This window comes from Parapedomonas caeni (assembly GCF_041060555.1).
In the GTDB taxonomy this organism is placed as follows: domain Bacteria; phylum Pseudomonadota; class Alphaproteobacteria; order Sphingomonadales; family Sphingomonadaceae; genus CAUJIW01.
In genome coordinates this window covers 128,891-147,296 of record NZ_JBEUDS010000005.1, presented here as the reverse complement: position 1 = coordinate 147,296, position 18,406 = coordinate 128,891, and the positions used below count along the sequence as shown (strand labels likewise).

20 protein-coding genes and 1 tRNA gene are annotated in these 18,406 nt (G+C 68.6%); 10 read left to right on the top strand and 11 right to left on the bottom strand.

Annotated features, from left to right (window positions below; all coding sequences use genetic code 11):
• Positions 1–2: 2 nt before the first annotated feature.
• The 8 genes from ABU113_RS05760 to ABU113_RS05725 all read right to left on the bottom strand — a co-directional run bounded on the left by ABU113_RS05760 (position 3) and on the right by ABU113_RS05725 (position 6,702).
• On the bottom strand, positions 3–416 hold the full coding sequence (locus ABU113_RS05760; RefSeq protein ID WP_454558536.1) for a PIN domain-containing protein: 414 nt from the start codon (positions 414–416) through the stop codon (positions 3–5).
• A gap of 3 nt (positions 417–419) precedes the next feature.
• Positions 420–650, bottom strand: coding sequence for an AbrB/MazE/SpoVT family DNA-binding domain-containing protein (locus ABU113_RS05755; protein WP_454558535.1), 231 nt, complete (start codon positions 648–650; stop codon positions 420–422).
• A gap of 63 nt (positions 651–713) precedes the next feature.
• The gene (locus ABU113_RS05750) at positions 714–1,883 is read right to left on the bottom strand and encodes an acyl-CoA dehydrogenase family protein (protein ID WP_454558534.1); all 1,170 of its coding nucleotides are present in this window, start codon (positions 1,881–1,883) and stop codon (positions 714–716) included.
• A gap of 129 nt (positions 1,884–2,012) precedes the next feature.
• Positions 2,013–3,647 carry a long-chain-fatty-acid--CoA ligase gene (locus ABU113_RS05745; RefSeq protein ID WP_454558533.1) on the bottom strand — a complete coding sequence of 545 codons (1,635 nt, stop codon included), beginning with the start codon at positions 3,645–3,647 and terminating at the stop codon, positions 2,013–2,015.
• 137 nt (positions 3,648–3,784) lie between these two features.
• Positions 3,785–4,276, bottom strand: coding sequence for a CYTH domain-containing protein (locus tag ABU113_RS05740; RefSeq protein WP_454558555.1), 492 nt, complete (start codon positions 4,274–4,276; stop codon positions 3,785–3,787).
• Between the two features lie 90 nt (positions 4,277–4,366).
• Positions 4,367–4,804 carry an NUDIX domain-containing protein gene (locus tag ABU113_RS05735; protein ID WP_454558532.1) on the bottom strand — a complete coding sequence of 146 codons (438 nt, stop codon included), beginning with the start codon at positions 4,802–4,804 and terminating at the stop codon, positions 4,367–4,369.
• A gap of 201 nt (positions 4,805–5,005) precedes the next feature.
• Positions 5,006–6,016 carry a CDP-diacylglycerol--serine O-phosphatidyltransferase gene (gene pssA / locus ABU113_RS05730; protein ID WP_454558531.1) on the bottom strand — a complete coding sequence of 337 codons (1,011 nt, stop codon included), beginning with the start codon at positions 6,014–6,016 and terminating at the stop codon, positions 5,006–5,008.
• Positions 6,013–6,702, bottom strand: coding sequence for a phosphatidylserine decarboxylase (locus ABU113_RS05725; protein ID WP_454558530.1), 690 nt, complete (start codon positions 6,700–6,702; stop codon positions 6,013–6,015). Before ABU113_RS05725 ends, pssA begins: the two co-directional genes overlap by 4 nt.
• Before the next feature lie 222 nt (positions 6,703–6,924).
• On the opposite strand from ABU113_RS05725, the gene ABU113_RS05720 reads away from it, so the two are divergent.
• From ABU113_RS05720 to ABU113_RS05685, 8 genes are all read left to right on the top strand, one after another.
• Positions 6,925–7,380, top strand: coding sequence for a hypothetical protein (locus ABU113_RS05720; RefSeq protein ID WP_454558529.1), 456 nt, complete (start codon positions 6,925–6,927; stop codon positions 7,378–7,380).
• Positions 7,381–7,440: 60 nt separating this feature from the next.
• Positions 7,441–8,094, top strand: a complete 654-nt coding sequence (locus ABU113_RS05715) for an LOG family protein (protein WP_454558528.1) — start codon at positions 7,441–7,443, stop codon at positions 8,092–8,094.
• 123 nt (positions 8,095–8,217) lie between these two features.
• Positions 8,218–9,441 (top strand): NADP-dependent isocitrate dehydrogenase, encoded by a 1,224-nt coding sequence (locus ABU113_RS05710; protein ID WP_454558527.1) that lies wholly within the window; start codon positions 8,218–8,220, stop codon positions 9,439–9,441.
• Between the two features lie 160 nt (positions 9,442–9,601).
• A tRNA-Lys gene (locus ABU113_RS05705) sits at positions 9,602–9,677 on the top strand.
• 249 nt (positions 9,678–9,926) lie between these two features.
• Positions 9,927–11,405, top strand: coding sequence for a carotenoid oxygenase family protein (locus ABU113_RS05700; RefSeq protein ID WP_454558526.1), 1,479 nt, complete (start codon positions 9,927–9,929; stop codon positions 11,403–11,405).
• A 99-nt stretch (positions 11,406–11,504) separates the two neighbouring features.
• Positions 11,505–11,906 (top strand): nuclear transport factor 2 family protein, encoded by a 402-nt coding sequence (locus ABU113_RS05695; protein WP_454558525.1) that lies wholly within the window; start codon positions 11,505–11,507, stop codon positions 11,904–11,906.
• Positions 11,903–12,346 (top strand): nuclear transport factor 2 family protein, encoded by a 444-nt coding sequence (locus tag ABU113_RS05690; protein WP_454558524.1) that lies wholly within the window; start codon positions 11,903–11,905, stop codon positions 12,344–12,346. The genes ABU113_RS05695 and ABU113_RS05690 overlap by 4 nt, the downstream gene beginning before the upstream one ends.
• Positions 12,343–12,873, top strand: coding sequence for a nuclear transport factor 2 family protein (locus ABU113_RS05685; protein ID WP_454558523.1), 531 nt, complete (start codon positions 12,343–12,345; stop codon positions 12,871–12,873). The genes ABU113_RS05690 and ABU113_RS05685 overlap by 4 nt, the downstream gene beginning before the upstream one ends.
• Here the strand turns inward: ABU113_RS05685 and ABU113_RS05680 are convergent.
• The 3 genes from ABU113_RS05680 to ABU113_RS05670 form a co-directional block, all read right to left on the bottom strand.
• Positions 12,848–13,972, bottom strand: coding sequence for an NAD(P)H-dependent amine dehydrogenase family protein (locus ABU113_RS05680; RefSeq protein ID WP_454558522.1), 1,125 nt, complete (start codon positions 13,970–13,972; stop codon positions 12,848–12,850). The two genes, ABU113_RS05685 and ABU113_RS05680, sit on opposite strands and share 26 nt — an antisense overlap.
• 97 nt (positions 13,973–14,069) lie before the next feature.
• The gene (locus tag ABU113_RS05675) at positions 14,070–14,819 is read right to left on the bottom strand and encodes an SDR family oxidoreductase (RefSeq protein WP_454558521.1); all 750 of its coding nucleotides are present in this window, start codon (positions 14,817–14,819) and stop codon (positions 14,070–14,072) included.
• Positions 14,820–14,922: 103 nt separating this feature from the next.
• Positions 14,923–15,864, bottom strand: coding sequence for a winged helix-turn-helix transcriptional regulator (locus ABU113_RS05670; protein WP_454558520.1), 942 nt, complete (start codon positions 15,862–15,864; stop codon positions 14,923–14,925).
• Between the two features lie 405 nt (positions 15,865–16,269).
• On the opposite strand from ABU113_RS05670, the gene ABU113_RS05665 reads away from it, so the two are divergent.
• Both ABU113_RS05665 and ABU113_RS05660 read left to right on the top strand, forming a co-directional pair.
• Positions 16,270–17,421, top strand: a complete 1,152-nt coding sequence (locus ABU113_RS05665; protein WP_454558519.1) for a thiolase family protein — start codon at positions 16,270–16,272, stop codon at positions 17,419–17,421.
• Entirely contained in the window at positions 17,418–18,377 is a 960-nt protein-coding gene (locus ABU113_RS05660; protein ID WP_454558518.1) for an NAD(P)H-dependent flavin oxidoreductase, read from the top strand. The genes ABU113_RS05665 and ABU113_RS05660 overlap by 4 nt, the downstream gene beginning before the upstream one ends.
• Positions 18,378–18,406: the final 29 nt, after the last annotated feature.

The following is an 18,406-nucleotide window of genomic DNA, read 5'->3' as shown; positions in this document are numbered from 1 at the left end:
CCTCAACGCGCCGGTGGGTCAGCCGCAAACGGATTGATGATGCGCAGCCGTCCGGCGACGCGGCTGTTGTGCCGCATGTCCTCGGAATAGAGGCACTCGCAACCGGCCCGCAGGGCGGCGGCCAGAATCAGCGCGTCGTAGATCGACAGATTGGCGCGCGCGGCGAGGTCCAGCGCCTCGACATGGGTATCAAGGTCGATGGGGTGGACATGCGGACAGAGGCTGCGGATCGCCGTCAGTGCCTCGCCGACCTGCGACCAGTCCATGCCGAGCTTGCGGCGCGCCACGTGGGCAAACTCGTTGAGCACCTGGACACTGATGTCGCACCCCTGGGCCAGCAGCGCCTCGGCGACATCGGCCCGCGCATCGGCCGTGAAGGCATAGACGAGCACATTGGTGTCGAGGAAAGCCCGCATGGCTCAACGCGCGTTGGCGTCGTCGCGGTCGAACCGCCAGCCGGGCGGCAGAGGCTGGCGCAAGGCCCGGATGCGCGCCAGCGCGCGCTCGCGCGAACGGTCGCGGTCGACATCGAACCGGCGTTCGCCCGCCACATGGATTTCAATGTCGTCGCCTTCCTTCAGGCCAAGGGCATCGACAACGGCCCGGGGCAAGCGGATGGCGAGACTATTCCCCCAACGGGCTACCTGCATGACGGCCTCCGTGGATATACATTATCTACTGTATATCCACGCCCCGCGCTGCGCAATGCCCCCTCAGGCGAAGCCGAGCTGGCGGGCGGCGAGGTCGAGCATGATCTCCTCCGAGCCGCCGCCGATGGCGTTGACCCGCACCTCGCGGTAGATGCGCTCGACCCGGGCGCCGCGCAGGTAGCTCGCGCCGCCCAGCGTCTGGGCCGCCTCGCGGGCGCAAGCCTCCAGCGTGCGGGTCGCCTGCACCTTGAGCAGCGCGAAATCCGCCGGGTTGGCCTTGCCCGCCCCCACCGCCCAGGCGCACTGGTCCACCCACACCTGGGTGGCGTTGATCTGGCGCATCATGTCGGCGAGCTTGTGGCGGATCGACTGGTTCCTGATCAGCGGCTTGCCGAACACCTCGCGTGACCTGGCCCAGTCGACGGCATCCTCCAGGCAGACGCGGGCGAAGGCGCAGCAGCCCATGGCCATGCCCAGCCGCTCGCCGTTGAAATTCTGCATGATGCCCATGAAGCCGGCATTCTCCGGGCCGATCAGGTTGTCGGCCGGCACCTCGACATCGTCGAAGTAGAGCGCGGCGGTGTCGGAGCAGTGCCAGCCCATCTTGTCGAGCCGGGTCTGGGTGAAGCCCGGCATCCCCTTCTCCAGCAGCAGCAGCGAGATGCCGCCCATGCCGGGGCCGCCGGTGCGCACCGCCACCGTGTAATAGTCCGCCCGCAGGCCGGAGGTGATGAAGGTCTTGGAGCCGTTGACGATGTAGCTGTTGCCGCGCTTCTCGGCGCGCGTGCGCAGGTTGGCGACGTCGGAACCGCCGGACGGCTCGGTGATCGCCAGCGCGATGATCTTCTCGCCCGCCAGCACCGGAGGCGCGATGCGCTGCTTCAGCGCCTCGGACCCCAGCGCGAGGATCGGCGGCAGGCCGATGCCGTGGGTCATCAGCGAGGCGATCAGGCCGCCGGCGCCGGGACGGGCCAGCTCCTCGGTGGTGATCAGCCGGTGGAACGGGTCGATGCCCTCCGACACGCCGCCATAGGCCTCGGGGAAGCCGAGCCCGATGATGCCGGCCTCGGCGGCGCGGCGGTGCAGGTCGCGCGGCAGTTCGCCCGCCGCCTCCCAGGCGTCGATATGCGGGGCGACCTCGCGCTCGACAAAGCGGCGCACGCTCATCGTCCAGGCTTCGTGGGTCTCGCTGTAAAACGGCGAGCGCGCCCGCCAGTCATCGAACAAGGTCATGATCGTCCCCGAAAATCAGGCAGGAAAAGGCGAACGGAAAAAACGCACGCAACAACAGGACCGCGCCGGCACGCCCGGCGCGGCAGGCGCCTCTGCCCCGGGCGATCACCGGCTCAGGCACCCGCCAGCTCAGGCGGCGGTCGGCAGCTTGTAGTCACGGAACTGGTGGCGCAGCTCCAGCTTGCTGATCTTGCCGGTGGCGGTGTGCGGCAGGCCCTCGACGAACACCACGTCGTCCGGCAGCCACCACTTGGCCACCCGGGGCGCCAGGAACGACAGGATGTCGTCCTTGTCGACACTGGCGCCGGGCTTGCGCACGACGATGAGCAGCGGCCGCTCGTCCCACTTGGGGTGGTGGACGCCGATCACCGCCGCCTCGGCCACCTCGGGGTGGGCGACCGCCGCGTTCTCCAGCTCGATGGAGGAAATCCACTCGCCGCCGGACTTGATGACGTCCTTGGCGCGGTCGGTGATCTGAATATAACCCCATTGGTCAATGGTGGCGACGTCACCAGTATCGAAATAGCCCTCGGCGTCGAGGATGTCACCGCCGTCGCCCTTGAAGTAGCGGCCGACGATCCACGGCCCGCGCACCTTGAGGTGGCCCGCCGACTCGCCGTCGCGCGGCAGGCTGTTGCCGGCGTCGTCGGTGATCTTCATGTCGATGCCGAACAGGCCCCGGCCCTGCTTGCACTGCAGGTCGAGCTGCTTCTCCGCCGGCAGCTGCAGCGAGTGGGCGCTCGGCGTGCCGACCGAGCCCAGCGGCGACATCTCGGTCATGCCCCAGGCGTGGGCAACGCGGACGCCGTACTTGTTCTGGAACGCCTCGATCATCATCCGTGGCGCCGCCGAGCCGCCGATCACCACCGTCTTGAGCGCGCCCATGTCCTGGCCGGTCTTTTCCAGAAACTGCAGCATGCCGAGCCAGACGGTGGGCACGGCGGCGGTGAAGGTGACGCCTTCATCGATGATCAGCTTGTGCAGGGTGCCGGGGTCGAAGTGCGGCCCGCCCATCACCAGCTTGGCGCCGACGGCGGCCGCCGCATAGGGGATGCCCCAGGCGTTGGCGTGGTACATCGGCACCACCGGCAGCACGGCGCTGGTGGAGGCCAGCCCCAGCGCGTCGGCCATGCAGGCGCCGAAGGTGTGCAGCACATTGGCCCGGTGGCTGTACAGCACGCCCTTGGGATTGCCGGTGGTGCCCGAGGTGTAGCACAGGCCGGCCGGCGCCCGTTCGTCCTGCATCACCCACTGGAAGTCCGTTCCCTGCGCCGCCAGCAGCGATTCGTAGCACAGCAGGTTGGAGATGCCGGCGTCCGCCGGCATGTGGGCGGGCTCGGTCATCGCCACGAAATGGCGCACCGTGGTCAGCCGCGGCGCGATCTCGGCCACCAGCTTGGCGAAGCTGATGTCGAACAGCAGCACCCGATCCTCGGCGTGGTTGATGATGTAGACGATCTGGTCGGCGAACAGGCGCGGGTTGACGGTGTGGGCGACGCCGCCCATGCCGGCGATGCCGTACCACGACTCCAGATGACGGTGGGTGTTCCACGCCAGCGTGCCGACCCGGTCGCCGACCTCGACGCCCAGCGCCACCAGCGCCGCCGCCAGCTGCTTCGAACGCAGGCGGGCATCGGACCAGGTATAGCGATGGATGGCGCCCTCGACAGTGGCGGTGACGATCTCGCGGTCGCCATGGGCCTGCGCCGCATGGTCGATCAGCCGCCAGGTCAGCAACGGCCAGTCCTGCATTTCACCCAACATCGCACTCTCCCCAGCTTGCCGATTGTGATTCGCAACTAGAGCTAACATTCCGCCGCCGGGCGGACAATGCAACGCACCGGGGGGCTACGGCCACCGGCGTGGGGGTGTGCGATGAAGGGTGAATGGGCGCCGCCGCGTCAGGCGGCGGCTTCCGCCAGCAGCTGGTCGTAGCTGATGCCCCAGGCGGTGAAGGGATGGCGATACAGCGCGTTGTTGGACAGGCGGGGATCGCCGGTCACCTCCGGCCCCAGCCACGCCGGCAGCGCCAGCGGCTCGTGGAGGTCGTGCAGCTCGGTCTCCGCGATCAGCAGGCCGGCGTTGGCGCCGTCGAACACGTCCACCTCCCACAGCCGGCCGGCATCCTCGACCTCGTGGCGAATCTTGGTGATCGGCGGCGCCGAGGCCAGGCGTTCGATCATCACCCGGCCGTCCTCGGCGGGGATCGGCCACTCGAACTCGTGGCGCACGCCGCTGCGCACGCCGGCCTTGAGCGTCAGCCAGTAGTCGTTCTCGATGTTGCGCACCCGCACCGACAGTTCGTCGCGCTGGTTGAGATAGGCCTGGCGGATATGCAGCGTCCGGCGCGGCGCCGGCCAGTCGCGCGACCGCACCAGGAACCGCCGCTCGATTTCGAGATACTTGCCGATGGTCGCCTCGTCAGACTGGAGATCAGGATTACGCCGGAGTCCTGGCGTTATGCGGTCGCCGGAGTCCCGACCTCAACTCGTGGTCAGTGTCCTGACGAGGGCGTCCCGGAATCCGTCCGGCATGTCAAGCCCGCCCAGCGCCGGGACACCGATCCAGCGCGCCTTGTCGTGCTCGTCCGAGAGCGTCAGGTCGGCGAGATCGAACGGCGCCTCGCCGGCCATGCGGAAGAAGGCAATGTAGCGCGACACCCGCCCCGGCTTCTGACGAATCCAGTGCCCGGCCGGTACGACGGGCGGCAGCGGCAGCCGCAACTCCTCGTGAATTTCACGCCGCAGCCCTTCGATCAGCGATTGCTCGTCCGGCTCCAGCTTGCCGCCCGGCAGATCCCACAGGCCATTGCGTTTGCGCAGCACCAGCGCCTGATCGCGGCGCACGCAGATCAGCTTGACCGAAACCGGCAATGCCCGGTCACCCATGGTGACGGCGTCAAGATAAGACATCAGCGTCATGTCGGCAGGGCCGACCTTAACCGCGCAAGATCACCATTTGGTGAACACCAGCACCGATTCCGCGCTTGACAGATAGGAACAAAAATGGAACATTGAGAACACAAAGAGTGAAAGGGACGACGACGATGTTTTACACCCTCGGACTTCTGCTGTTCTGGCTGTGCGGCATTGTGGGCGGCGTGAGCCTGGTGCGCAGCCTGTTCAGGCCGGCTCGTCCCCGCGGGGCGGCAGCTGTTGCGCGTCGTCCGGCGCCGCGTCCTGTGCTGAGGCACCCGCTGCTGGAGCGTCCGATGCCGGTGCAGCCGGTGCCGCTGGCATCGCGTCGGCCGCTGCCGGTGCGGCAGGCTCGTCCGTTGCCGCTGGCGGCGTGACGGTGGGCACGACAGCCGGCGGCGTGGCGGTCGGGGCGCCTGCCGTCGCACCGGTCGCGGTCGCCGCCTGGCGCTGCTGGAGTCGCATCCGCTGATAGCTGTTGTAGCTCATCGGAATCGAGGCGGCGTAGGCCAGCGACAGCAGCGACAGCGTCCCCCAGGGGGCGGTGAACAGGCTGGCGGCGAACAGACCAATGCCGAGGAGGGCGGGCAGCCGCAGGTCGCGGCGCAGGCGCATCAGCTTCCAGGAATAGGTCGGCAGGTTGGAGACCATCACCGCCGCCGTCGCCGCGACAATGATCGCCGTGATGATGGGGGTGCGGAAGAACTCTGTCTCCAGCCACAGGTCGAAGAAGATCGGGCTGAGCGTCAGGCCGGCGGCAACCGGTGATGGTACCCCGGTAAGGTAGCCCGCGCTCTTGTGCGGCTGGTTGTCGACGTCGAGATTGGCATTGAAGCGGGCCAGCCGCAGGGCGCAGCACACGGCGTGCGACAGCGCCACCACCCAGCCGACACCGCCGAGTTCGTGAAGCGACCACTGATAGATGATGATGGCCGGCGCGACGCCGAAGGCGATGACGTCGGACAGCGAATCCAGTTCCGCGCCGAAGCGCGAGGCGCCCTTGAGCAGACGGGCGATGCGGCCGTCCAGACCGTCGAGCACACCGGCGATGATGATGGCGCCGACCGCCTTCTCCCAGTTGTCGAGCATGGCATGGCGCACGGCGGTGAGGCCAAAGCACAGCGCCAGCACCGTGATGGCATTGGGCACCAGGGCCCGCAGCGGCAGGGTATGGCTTCGATCCGAAGGCGCGGCCGGCGGCGGCTCCCCGGCGCTCACCGCTGCACTCCCGTCACCGTTGCCTCGCAACCCAGCCGGCCGAGCACCGTCTCGCCGGCTACCATGCGCTGGCCGACGGCCACCTTCGGTGCGCAGCCCGCCGGCAGATAGACATCCACCCGGCTGCCGAAGCGGATCAGACCGACCCGCTGGCCTGCTTCCACCCAGTCGCCTTCCCTGGTGAAGCGGACGATGCGCCGCGCCACCAGCCCGGCGATCTGCACGAAGCCGATCTCGACGCCGTCGGCGCCGGTGACGACGAACATCTGCCGCTCATTGTCCTCGCTGGCCTTGTCGAGGTCGGCGTTGAGAAACTTGCCGGGCACATAGACGATACGGCGGATGGTACCGGCGATCGGCGAGCGGTTGATGTGAACGTCGAACACGCTCATGAACACCGACACCCGGGTGCGCGGCGTCTCCCCCAGCCCCATGTCGGCCGGCGGCACCACGTCGGCGATCTGGCAGATCACGCCATCGGCCGGCGACACCACCAGATCGGCGCCCACCGGCGTCACCCGCGCCGGATCCCGGAAGAAGGCGGCCACCCACAGCGTCAGGATGACGCCGATCCAGCCCAGATGCGGGCCAGCCAGCAGGAACAGCAGCAGCGCGATCGCCGCGGCGATGATGACGAACTTGCGTCCCTCGGGATGAACGGGCGGAAGCTTGTCGAACACAGCCATGACGCTCTCCTTTAACCAGTCATCCCCGGGGCCTATCCGAACGCCCGCGCCACCGCAAGTATCACGCATTCCAGCGCGGTTGTCGCCATCCGCGACGGATCTCCCGCGGCCGGCCATTTTCGACGGACCGGGCGGCGGATTAACCGAATCTTGAAGGTCTGGTCGTTCAATAGGGGTGTCTGACGACAACCGATTCTGACGACAACCGATTCAGGGCCGCCCGTGACCATTGCCGCACCCCACCCAGACACCTGGCGGACGACGCCGACGGCATGGACACTGGAAACCGCCCATGCCGCGCTGCGCGACCAGCTGCCGCACTGGCCGCTGGAACTGCCCGCCCGCTTCACCTTCGCCTGGCGCTCCGGCCACTACGACGTCAGCGCGACCGAGGATGGCGCCGCCATCCGCCTGGTCGTCACCGGCGCCATCGGCGCGCTGCCCTTTTCGTCGGAGAACCGCCAGGGCCGCTCCAAGGTGCTGGCGGCACTGGTGCGGCTGCGCAAGAGCTGGCCGCGCGCCGGCCTGACGCTCACCGGCAACCGGGTCGAGCTGCACCACGAACTGCACGTCAAGGCACCGATGGGCTTCCCGGCGCTGATGGGCGCGGTCAGCGAATCACTGCTGTCCGTGCTGCCGGCCATCGAGGCGATCGAGGCCGACCTGATGCCGGTCTGAGCCGGCGTCCCCCGGCCGGCACGCTTTCCTGTCCTGACATCGGCCTCTATGCTGGCGGCCATGACTGCCGACGCACCCGCCCCCCGTCCCGCCATCGAGGCCTTGTGCCTGTTCTGCGGCTCCCGCACCGGCCATGATCCGGCGCACGCGCTGCTGGCCGGGCTGGTGGGCGTGCTGCTCGCCGAGGCCGGGGTGAGGCTGGTCTATGGCGGCGGCTCGCTGGGGCTGATGGGCGTCGCCGCCCGCGCCTGTCTGGCCGCCGGCGGCCGGGTCGTCGGCGTCATCCCCGACTATCTGGCCACCCGCGAGATCGCCCAGACCGGGCTGAGCGAGCTGGTGCTGGTGGACTCCCTGATGACGCGCAAGAAGGTGATGGCCGAACGGGCGGACGCCTTCCTGGCGCTGCCCGGTGGCGTCGGCACGCTGGACGAGACGCTGGAGATGATGACCTGGGCCGAACTCGGCCAGCATGGCAAGCCGACCTGGCTGCTGGGGGCCAACGGCTACTGGCAGCCGTTCCAGGCCCTGCTCGACCATGTGGCGGCCGCCGGCTTCGGCGACGCCCGCGCGCTCGGCCGGCTGATCGAGCTGCCCGACATCGCCACCCTGGCGGCGCTGCTGGGGGTGGACCCCGCGCGCATCCCGTCGCCCGGCCACCCGGCGCTGGGCGCCGATAGCGCGACCACGGCGCGGGTGCCGGCAGTTGAGGAGTAAATTTTTTGACAGGCGTGAGACGGGTTAGGTTGATTTGACCGGCCGGCCTGCTACACACCGCTCGATAGTCGCGGCCGTCCGCCGTTTCCGGGGGCCGCCGCCCCCGCGTTCGGAGAGGATTCCATGGCGAAGATCAAGGTGAAGAACCCTGTCGTCGAGCTCGATGGCGACGAGATGACCCGCATCATCTGGCAGTGGATCCGTGAACGCCTGATCCTGCCCTATCTCGACGTCGATCTGGTCTATTTCGACCTCGGTGTCGAGCACCGCGACGCCACCGACGACCGGGTGACGGTCGAGTCCGCCAACGCCATCAAGAAGTACGGCGTCGGCGTGAAGTGCGCCACCATCACGCCGGACGAAGCCCGCGTGAAGGAATTCAACCTCAAGAAGATGTGGAAGTCGCCCAACGGCACCATCCGCAACATTCTCGGCGGCACGGTGTTCCGCGAGCCGATCATCATCAAGAACATTCCGCGCCTGATCCCGGGCTGGACCGACCCCATCGTGGTCGGCCGTCACGCCTTCGGCGACCAGTACCGCGCCACCGACTTCCGCATCCCCGGCGCCGGCAAGCTGACCATGAAGTGGGAGAGCGAGGACGGCAAGGACGTCATCGAGCACGAGGTGTTCCAGTTCCCCTCCTCGGGCGTCGCCATGGGCATGTACAACCTCGACGAGTCGATCCGCGACTTCGCCCGCGCCTGCCTCAACTACGGCATCGCCCGCGAGTGGCCGGTCTATCTCTCGACCAAGAACACCATCCTCAAGGCCTATGATGGCCGCTTCAAGGACCTGTTCCAGGAGATCTACGAGGCCGAGTTCAAGGCCAAGTACGACGCGCTGGGCATCGTCTACGAACACCGCCTGATCGACGACATGGTCGCCTCGGCGCTGAAGTGGTCGGGCAAGTTCGTCTGGGCCTGCAAGAACTACGACGGCGACGTGCAGTCGGACCAGGTCGCCCAGGGCTTCGGCTCGCTGGGCCTGATGACCTCGGTGCTGATGACGCCGGACGGTTCCACCGTCGAGGCCGAAGCCGCCCACGGCACCGTCACCCGCCACTACCGCATGCACCAGCAGGGCAAGGCGACCTCGACCAACCCGATCGCCTCGATCTTCGCCTGGACCGGCGGCCTCAAGCACCGCGGCAAGGTGGACGGCACGCCGGAGGTGGTCGACTTCGCCAACACGCTGGAGCGCGTCTGCATCGAGACCGTCGAGCAGGGCCAGATGACCAAGGACCTCGCCATCCTGGTCGGCCCCGAGCAGCCGTGGCTGACCACCGAGCAGTTCTTCGAGGCGATCGTGCAGAACCTTGAAAAAGCCATGGGCGCCAGCGCCTGAGCTGGTTCCGGGGCGCGCGCACGGCTCCCTCGCCCGAGGCCCGGCACGCGCCCCATCAAGCTGTTGACCCGGCGGCGCCACCTCCCTATGGTCCGCGCCGCATGAACGGCCGCCCCGGCGGCGGATGAGATGTTACGGCCGCCCGGCGGCCGGTTGGTGAGAGCCCATAGCTCAGTCGGTAGAGCAACTGACTTTTAATCAGTAGGCCGATGGTTCGAATCCATCTGGGCTCACCAAATTTTTCAATGCTTTGCCCGCTTTGTCGAAAAGCCGTTCTGGCACACGTTCTGACACCCGTTCTGACATGACTCGGCATCTGTGCTGCCGGTCGGTGAGCCATGCGCCTGCGGCGTTGGCCCGGCACCTGCCGCCGTTCACTTGGGCCCGCCAACTGCCCTTCACTTGCATAACAATACCTATGTGGTAAGAAACCTGCATTCCTGTGTTGCGGGCGGCCGCGACTTTCTTGCAAGTGGAGACCATTGATGATTGTCGAGCGTTTGCCCCCGGTGCGGTCCTCGTTGCAGCCGAGCAACCACCCCTATCTCAACGGCGCCTGGACGCCGATCTTCTCGGAAGTCAACGCCACCGACCTTGCGGTCATCGAGGGGCGCATCCCCGACGACATCGACGGCATCTATGTGCGCAACACCGAAAACCAGGTGCATCAGCCGCTCGGGCGCTACCACCCCTTCGATGGCGACGGCATGCTGCACATGATCAGCTTCCACGGCGGCCGGGCGGACTACCGCAACCGCTTCGTGCGCACCCGCTGCTTTGCCGCCGAGCAGGAAGCCAACGCCTCGCTGTGGGGTGGCCTGATGGACCCGCCGGGCGTATCGCTACGGCCGGGCTTCGGCGCCCACGGCGGCCTGAAGGACAGCTCGTCCACCGACGTGGTGGTGCATGCCGGCAAGATCGTCTCCACCTTCTACCAGTGCGGCGAGGCCTATCTGCTCGACCCCGACACCATGGCGCCGCTGGGGCTGGCGCCGTGGGCGCCGCTCGACGGCGTGTCGGCGCACACCAAGATCGACGAGGCCACCGGCGAGATGCTGTTCTTCAACTATTCGAAGCATGCGCCCTACATGCACTACGGCGTGGTCGACCGGCAGGGCAACCTCGCCCATTATGTACCGGTGCCGCTGCCGGGGCCGCGGCTGCCGCACGACATGACCTTCACCGCCAACCACGCCATTCTCAACGACCTGCCGATGTTCTGGGAACCGTCGCTGCTGGCCAAGGGCATCCACGCCGCCCGGCTGCACCCGGAACTGCCCAGCCGCTTCGCCATCCTGCCGCGTTACGGCCAGACCGACGACATCCGCTGGTTCGAGGCCGACCCCACCTACATCCTGCACTTCCTCAATGCCTATGAGGATGGCGACGAGATCATCATGGATGGCTATTTCCAGGAAAACCCGTCGCCGGCGCCGCTGGCCGACGCGCCGGGCGGCTTCGGCCAGATGATGGCCTTCGTCGACGAGCATTCCTTCCGGCCCAAGCTGCACCGCTGGCACTTCAACCTCAAGACCGGCAAGACGCGGGAATATCACCTCGACGACCGCATTCTCGAATTCGGCATGTTCAACCAGCGCTACGCCGGCAAGCCGTATCGCTACGCCTATTCGACCTGGACCCAGCCGGGCTGGTTCCTGTTCAAGGGCTTCGTCAAGCACGACCTGGTGACCGGCGAGTCCTGGTCGGTCGGCCTGCCCGAGGGCCGCTACGCCAGCGAGGCGCCGTTCGCGCCGCGCATCAACGCACGCGACGAGGACGACGGTTATCTGGTCAGCTTCATCATCGACGAGAATAACCAGAGCTCCGAGTGCGTGCTGATCGACTGCAAGCGCTTCGCCGACGGGCCGGTGGCGCGCATCGCCCTGCCGCACAAGATCTCCAGCGGCACCCACAGCGTGTGGGCCGACCGCGCCTTCATCCGGGACGGGATGCTTGCCGGCTGATGCCGGCGGCGGGAGAATGGCCGGCTGATGCCGGCGGCGGGAGAATGGCCGGCTGATGCCGGTGGGGGCGACAACGAGACCAAAAAACGGGAGGGCAGGATGACAGGCGAGGACATGCGCGACTTCGCGCGGCGCTTCATGGCCGCGATCCAGGCCGGCGACGCCGAGACGCTGCGCGGGCTTTATCACCCGGACGCGACGATCTGGCACAACACCGATGGCATCGAGCAGAGCGTGGAGCAGAACCTCAGGCTGATGGCCTGGATGCAGCGCACCTTGCCCGACCGCACCTACCGGGTGCAGCGGGTCGAGGCCCTGCCGGATGGCTTCGTGCAGCAGCATGCGCTGGAAGCGACACTGCCCAACGGCCAGCCGTGGCGGCTGGATGCCTGCGCCATCGTCCGCGTCACCGACGGCCGGGTGACGCGGCTCGACGAATATCTCGACTCCGGCCAGGCCAACCAGCTCAGCGCCGCGCTGGCCGGCCAGGGGCGGCCATGACCGACGCCACAACTGGCCACCGCGCGACACTGCGGGCGATCATCGCCGCCTGGCAGGCCAAGGACATCGACGGCGTGCTCGCCCATGTGGCCGACGACATCGTCTGGCACTACGCCGCCCCCGGCCTGCCGCCGGTGCACGGCAAGGCGGCAATGGCCCGGCTGCTGCAACGGTTTCTGGCAGACATGCACAACATCCGCTGGCAACTGTTCGCCATTGCCGAGGCCGGCGACCGGCTGCTGCTGGAAGGCGTCGACGCCTACGACACCAGCGATGGCCGCCCGGTCGCGGTGCCCTATGCCGGCGTGCTGGAGTTCCGCGACGGCCGGGTGACCGGCTGGCGCGACTATGTCGACCTCGGCGTGATCGCCGCCCAGCGCCAGGGCGAGGCCGCCACACCCCACCTGCGCGCCCTGCTGGCACGGGAGGCCGTGCTGTGACATCCGCGCCGATCCTCCATCGCCGCGCCGTGCTGGCCAGCGCCCTGGCGGTCACGACAACCGCCGTCCCCACGCCCGTTCATGCGGCCACACCGGCCCCGCGTCTGTTGCCGGTGTTGCAGGCGCTGATCAGCGCCTGGCACCGCCTCGATGTCGAAGGCGTGCTGGCGCTCGTCACCGACGACATCGTCTGGCAGAACAGCGGCGGCTATGCGCCGGCCATCGAGGGCAAGCCCGCCATGCGCGAAGCCTTGCAGGGCATGGCCAGGGTCATCCGGTCGAACCACTGGCGGCTGTTCGACGTGGCGGAAGCCGGTGACCGGCTGTTCATGGAAGGCGTCGACGAGTTTCACCTCGTCTCCGGCCAGCACATCGCCCTGCCCTATGCCGGCGTGCTGGAGTTCCGTGCCGCGCGCATCCGCCGCTGGCGGGAATATTACGACGGCCGGCTGGCGGCGGCGATGAAGGCCGGCGGCCCCATCCCCGCTGCCGTGCGCCAGCTCATCGACCGCCCGGCGCTGGGCTGACGGACGCTGGACTGACTGGCACGCCGACAGCCGCGCGGCCCGGCGGCACCAGAACGCCCCGGAACGGCGTCGCCAGCGGCCGCGTGTGCAGCCCCGGCGGGGCGGCACAGACCACGGGAATGCTGTTCACCACCATCGCCGCCACCGCCAGCTGCTCGGCGGAGGTGGTGGCGGTGTCGGCGGCGTTCCTGACCAGATCGACGCGGATCGCCACGTCCGGCTGGCCGGTGATCTTCACCTGCCACAGCGAGGGTTCCGCGCCGCCCAGATGCGCGTGCTCCATGTACCAGTGGATCGACATGGTGAGCCGGGGCTGGCCCGCCACCACGCCATGCCAGCGCCAGTTGATGTGACTGACCGTACCCCGGGCGATGGTGCCGGCGCCGATGACCAGATCGTCGGTGGCGGCGAACACCCGGTGATCGGTGTCGACGCGCTCCAGCGTCAGGTTGAGGTGACGCGCCATGGCCGACAGCACCTCGGTGTACATGCCGTTGAGCGACGAGGCCGGACCCCACGCCGGATCGTTGGCGTCCACCCGCGCCGGGTCGGCGCCGAAGCCCAGCACCTTGAACACATAGTCGGGCTGGCGCACGGCGCGACAGTCGACGCTCTCCACCACCTCCACATGCTCCAAGGCGGAACACAGGCCGGAGGCCACCACGGCGAGTTGTTCGGCGGCGAAGCCGGGGTTGAGCCCGGCGGCCATCAGGGTGGTGCCGCCAGTGGCGCAGGCGGCCGCCAGCGCCTCGGCGCGCGTGCCCTGCCAGTAGGCGGGGTCGGAATAGCCGTTGATGCTGATGACGTTCTTGCCGCTGGCCAGCAGCCTGAGAATATCGGCATCATGCGAGCCATAGGGCGGCGCGATACGGGCACAGTGGATCACCACGTCCGCCTCCAGCGCCAGAATCGCCTCGACATCGCGGGTGGCGATGACGCCGGTGGGCGCCCGGCGGGCAATGTCGCCGGCGTCACGGCCTTCCTTTTTCTCGCCATAGACATACAGGCCGACCAGCTCCATCGCCGGATGGTCGATCACCGCCTGCAGGCAGGAGCGGCCCATGGCGCCGGTGGCCCATTGAATCACGCGGTAGGTCATGGTCTTGCTTTCCCCTGCTGGCGACGAAAAATGCCGGTCATGGTTTGGTTGCGGCGACGCCCGCCGATCATGGTTTGGTTGCGGCGACGCCCGCCGGTCATGGTTTGGTTGCGGCGACCCCCGCCGCGAGGGACCGTTTCAGCGTATGCGGATCGCGGGCCAGAAAGGCGCGCACTGAAATCGCGTGCGGGTCGGTGTCGTGCTCGTCGATGTTATGTTTGGCCGCCAGCAGGCCGGCACGGGCGACCGCGCGCGGCGTGCTTTTCTCCACCCCCGTCACGTGGCTCGCCATGCGGGTATCCACCGAGCCGACGATCAGCGCCGCGACATGGGTGCCCTGCGGCGCCAGTTCGGCGCGCAGACAGTCGCTGGCGGCGCGGGCGGCGAATTTCGAGGGGCTGTAGCCGCCCATCTCCGGCACCGCGACGATGCCGCCGGCCGACAGCACGTTGAGGATGGCGCCACCGCCGTTGGCCTTGAGGATGGGTGCGAACGCCCGGCACATGGCGACCAGGCCGATATAATTGGTCTCGATCTCCTGGCGCAGGGCGCTCATGTCGGCCGCTCCCAGCAGGGTCTGCCGGTTGAAGGCGCCGGCGTTGTTGATCAGCAGGTTGACGTCGGGGCAGCGCGCGGCGGCCGCCTGCACGTCCTCGGGGCGCGTGACGTCGAGCTGCACCGCGACCAGCCGGTCAGGCGCGCGTGCCGCCACACCTTGGGCATCGGCAAGCGTGCGGGCCGCGACATAGACCCGGGCCGCCCCCTGCTCCAGCAGTTCCTCGACGAACCCCTCGCCGATACCGCGATTGCCGCCGGTCACCAGTGCCGTGCACCCTGCGATCTTCATGTCCAGCCTCCCCTGTTATTGTGCAGGTCGGGCTAGCATACAGAGTATGATAATGAAAGTGGTTTACCGATCCCCGCCGGAGCGACTGACCGAGTTCAGGCGGTCAGACCGTCGCTGTCGTCGCCGCGTCATGCGACCGGGCTTCATGCACCACCGCCGTGACGTCATCCGCCCGGATCGGCTGCCGGCAATGGCTGCACACCACCTGCGGGTCGAGCGGCTTGCCGCAGTGCTTGTGGGTGAGCCGCAGCGGCGGGCCTTCCGGCGCGCAGTAATATTTGTCACCCCAGCGCATCAGCATCAGCAGCACCGGGTAATAGTCGACGCCCTTGCGGGTCAGCCGATATTCGTCGCGCGGCGGGTTGGTGGCGTACTGGCGGGCGCGCAGCACGCCAAAGCCGATCAGCCAGTTCAGCCGGTCGGACAGGATATTGGTGGCGATCGCCGTATCCTGGCGGATTTCCTCGAAGCGATTGAGACCGGTGAACACCGAGCGCATGATCAGGCTGGCCCAGCGATCGCCCATCAACTGGGCGGCGTCCTCCATCAGCGAGGTGGCATCGCCGGCACTGGCACGCTGCTGCCGCCGGCGGCTGTAGACCGGGCGCATCAGGCCGACACCGGGGCCGGCGGTCCAGTCCACCTGGGTGGCGTCGATGGTCTCGCCGCAGCTGCCGCACGCCGGCGTCGGTTCGAACACATGGCCGCACGTCTTGTGGGTCAGCTCGATACGGATCTTGCCCTCGTGCGAGCCCCAGCGCTGTTCCCAGCGCAGCAGCATCAGCGAGGTCCAGTAAAGATCGCGACCCTTGGCGGTGAGCAGGTATTCGTAGCGGGGCGGCCGGGCGTTGTATTGCCGGGTTTCCAGCAGGCCGGCCTGGGTCAGCTGCTTCAGCCGGTCGCTCAGCAGCGCCTTGAGCAGGCCGGTACGCTCCTGCAAGGCGGAAAAGTGACGGGTACCCAGCCAGCAGGCTTCGAGAATCAGCAGGGTCGGCGTATCGCCCACGACTTCGAGCGCACGCCAGATCGAGCAGGTACGGATCATGTGGTCAAGCTGCATGGCGCCCGGCTAACCCCAGATTGCGGCACTGTTTGGGCGAGTCGGCTGTGCAAGGCACCGCCCGACAAGCGGCCTGCCTCGCCGGCGCGCGCCTGATATCCCGTGACGTCACCATGCCTGCCATCATCCCCCCGTCGGACGGCGCTCGCCCGACCGGGTTTCAGCATAAGGCCTCCGCGACGCTGAACCAAGCCGGCTTGTCGAGCCGGCCCGTGACGGATCGCGCAGCCGGCTGCCTGCGCCCTTGATTTATTACTTGCATAGAAATACCAACAAAGGATCGTCCCGGGGGACTCGCCAATCCGCCCGCGCCGCCATCGCCGACAAGGGCACGCAACGGACAAGACGGGCGCCGCCGCTGGCACCCGCGCATTGGGGGACAAACGCCGCATGACCGAAGCCTACATTCACGCCGCCTTGCGCACGCCACGCGGCAAGGCCCGCCCCGACGGCGCGCTGGCCGGCCTGACCCCGCCTGGCCTGGTGGCGGCACTGGTCGAGGCGCTTGCCGGTCGCGGCCACGACCCGCGCGGCCGGGCGGAACGGCTGGTACTGGGCTGCGTCGGCCAGGTTGGCGCCCAGGGCGGCCATCTGGCGATGGTGAGCAAGTTCCACGCCGGCCTGCCGGATAACGTGGCCACCCAGACGCTCAACAATTTCTGCGCCTCCGGGCTGTCCGCCATCGGCGCCGGGGCCGCCGCCATTGTCGCCGGTCAGGCCCGGTGGGTGCTGGCGGGCGGTGTCGAGATGATGAGCCGGGTGCCGTTCATGGCCGACAAGGCGGACTATTACACCGCCACCGACCTGCCGCCGCGCCAGCGCTACATTCAGGTCGCGCTCGCCGCCGACCTGCTGGCGACAACCGAGGGCATCAGCCGGGCGGAACTCGACGCCTGCGCGCTCGCCTCCCAGCAGCGCGCCGCCGCCGCCGAGAGCCAGCCGGCGCTGCTGGCCTCGCGCATCGCCGTCAACGGCCTGACGCGGGAGGAAACCGTGCGCCCGCCGCTCGATGCCGCGCGACTGGCGGCACTCGAACCCGCCTTTGCCGCGCTGGCCGAACCTTATGCCGAGGCGCTGGAGGGCGCGGCCCTCGATTTTCGTCACACCGTCGCCCACGCGCCGCCGATGGCCGATGGCGCCGGTCTGGCGTTGCTGGGCCCGCGCGACGGCGCCATTGCCCGCATCGTCGCCGTCGCCGAGGCCGGCGGCGACCCGCGCGCCTCGCTCACCGCAGGGTTCGCGGCGATGGACCAGGTGCTGGCCCGTGCCGGCCTGCCGCTCGCCGCGATGGACCGCATCGAGTTCATGGAAGCCTTCGCCGTCGTCATCGCCAAATTTCTGCGCGACCGCGCGCCAGACCCGGCGAGGGTCAACGTCGGTGGCGGCCACCTCGCCAAGGGCCACCCGATGGGCGCGACCGGCGCCATTCTGCTGTCCAGCCTGATCGACGCGCTGGCCGCCTGCGGCGGCCGCTACGGCTTGGTGGTGGCCACCGGCGCCCAGGGCGTCGGTACGGCGATGATCGTGGAGTATCTGCAATGAGCCAAAACACCGCACCCTCTGGCCTGACCAGTATCCGTGAACATCTGGCCCGCCTGCGGCTGCCGGTGGTGGCCGCACCGATGTTCCTGGTCTCCGGCCCGGAGCTGGTGATCGCGGCGGCGCGCGCCGGTATCGTTGGCGCCTTCCCCACCCCCAATTGCCGCACCACCGCCGACCTTGAGCGGTGGATGGCGACCATCACCGAGGCCTGCGCCGGCGCGCCCGGCCTGTGGGCGGCGAACCTCGTCACCCATTCGACCAACCCGCGCCTGGCCGACGACCTGGCGCTGATCGCCCGTTACCGGCCGCCGGTGGTGATCACCGCGCTCGGCAGCCCGCGCGCCGCGGTCGAGGTGGTGCACGCCTATGGCGGCATCGTGCTGGCCGACGTGATTTCCGTCGAGCTGGCGCGCAAGGCGGCGGCCGCCGGCGCCGACGGGCTGGTGTGCGTGTCGGCCGGTGCCGGCGGCCATACCGGCTTCCTGTCGCCGTTCGCCTTCGTCAGCGCGTTGCGCCGCGAGTTCGATGGCCTGATCTGCCTCAGCGGCGGCATCGCCGACGGCTTCGGCATCGCCGGCGCGGTCGCCGCCGGGGCCGACCTCGTGTACATGGGCACGCGCTTCCTCGCGGCGGATGAAAGCCGCGCCGTGCCCGCCTACAAGCAGATGGTGGTCGACGCGCGACTGGAGGATCTGGTGGTCAGCGCCGCCATCACCGGCACGCCGGCCTCGTGGCTGCTGCCGTCGCTGCGCGCCAACGGCTATGACCCAGACCAGCTCAAGACCGCCGCCGCCCGCGACTATGGCGGCGACGCCATGCGCTGGAAAGACCTGTGGGCGGCGGGCCAGGGCGTCGGCGCGGTCGACGCGCAGGAGCCGGTGGCAACCATTGTCGACCGGCTGGCAGACGAATTCCGCACCGCCAGCGCGGCACTCGCGGCCCGCGCGGCGATCTGATCGGCTCACGCGACGCCAAGCGTGAGGCC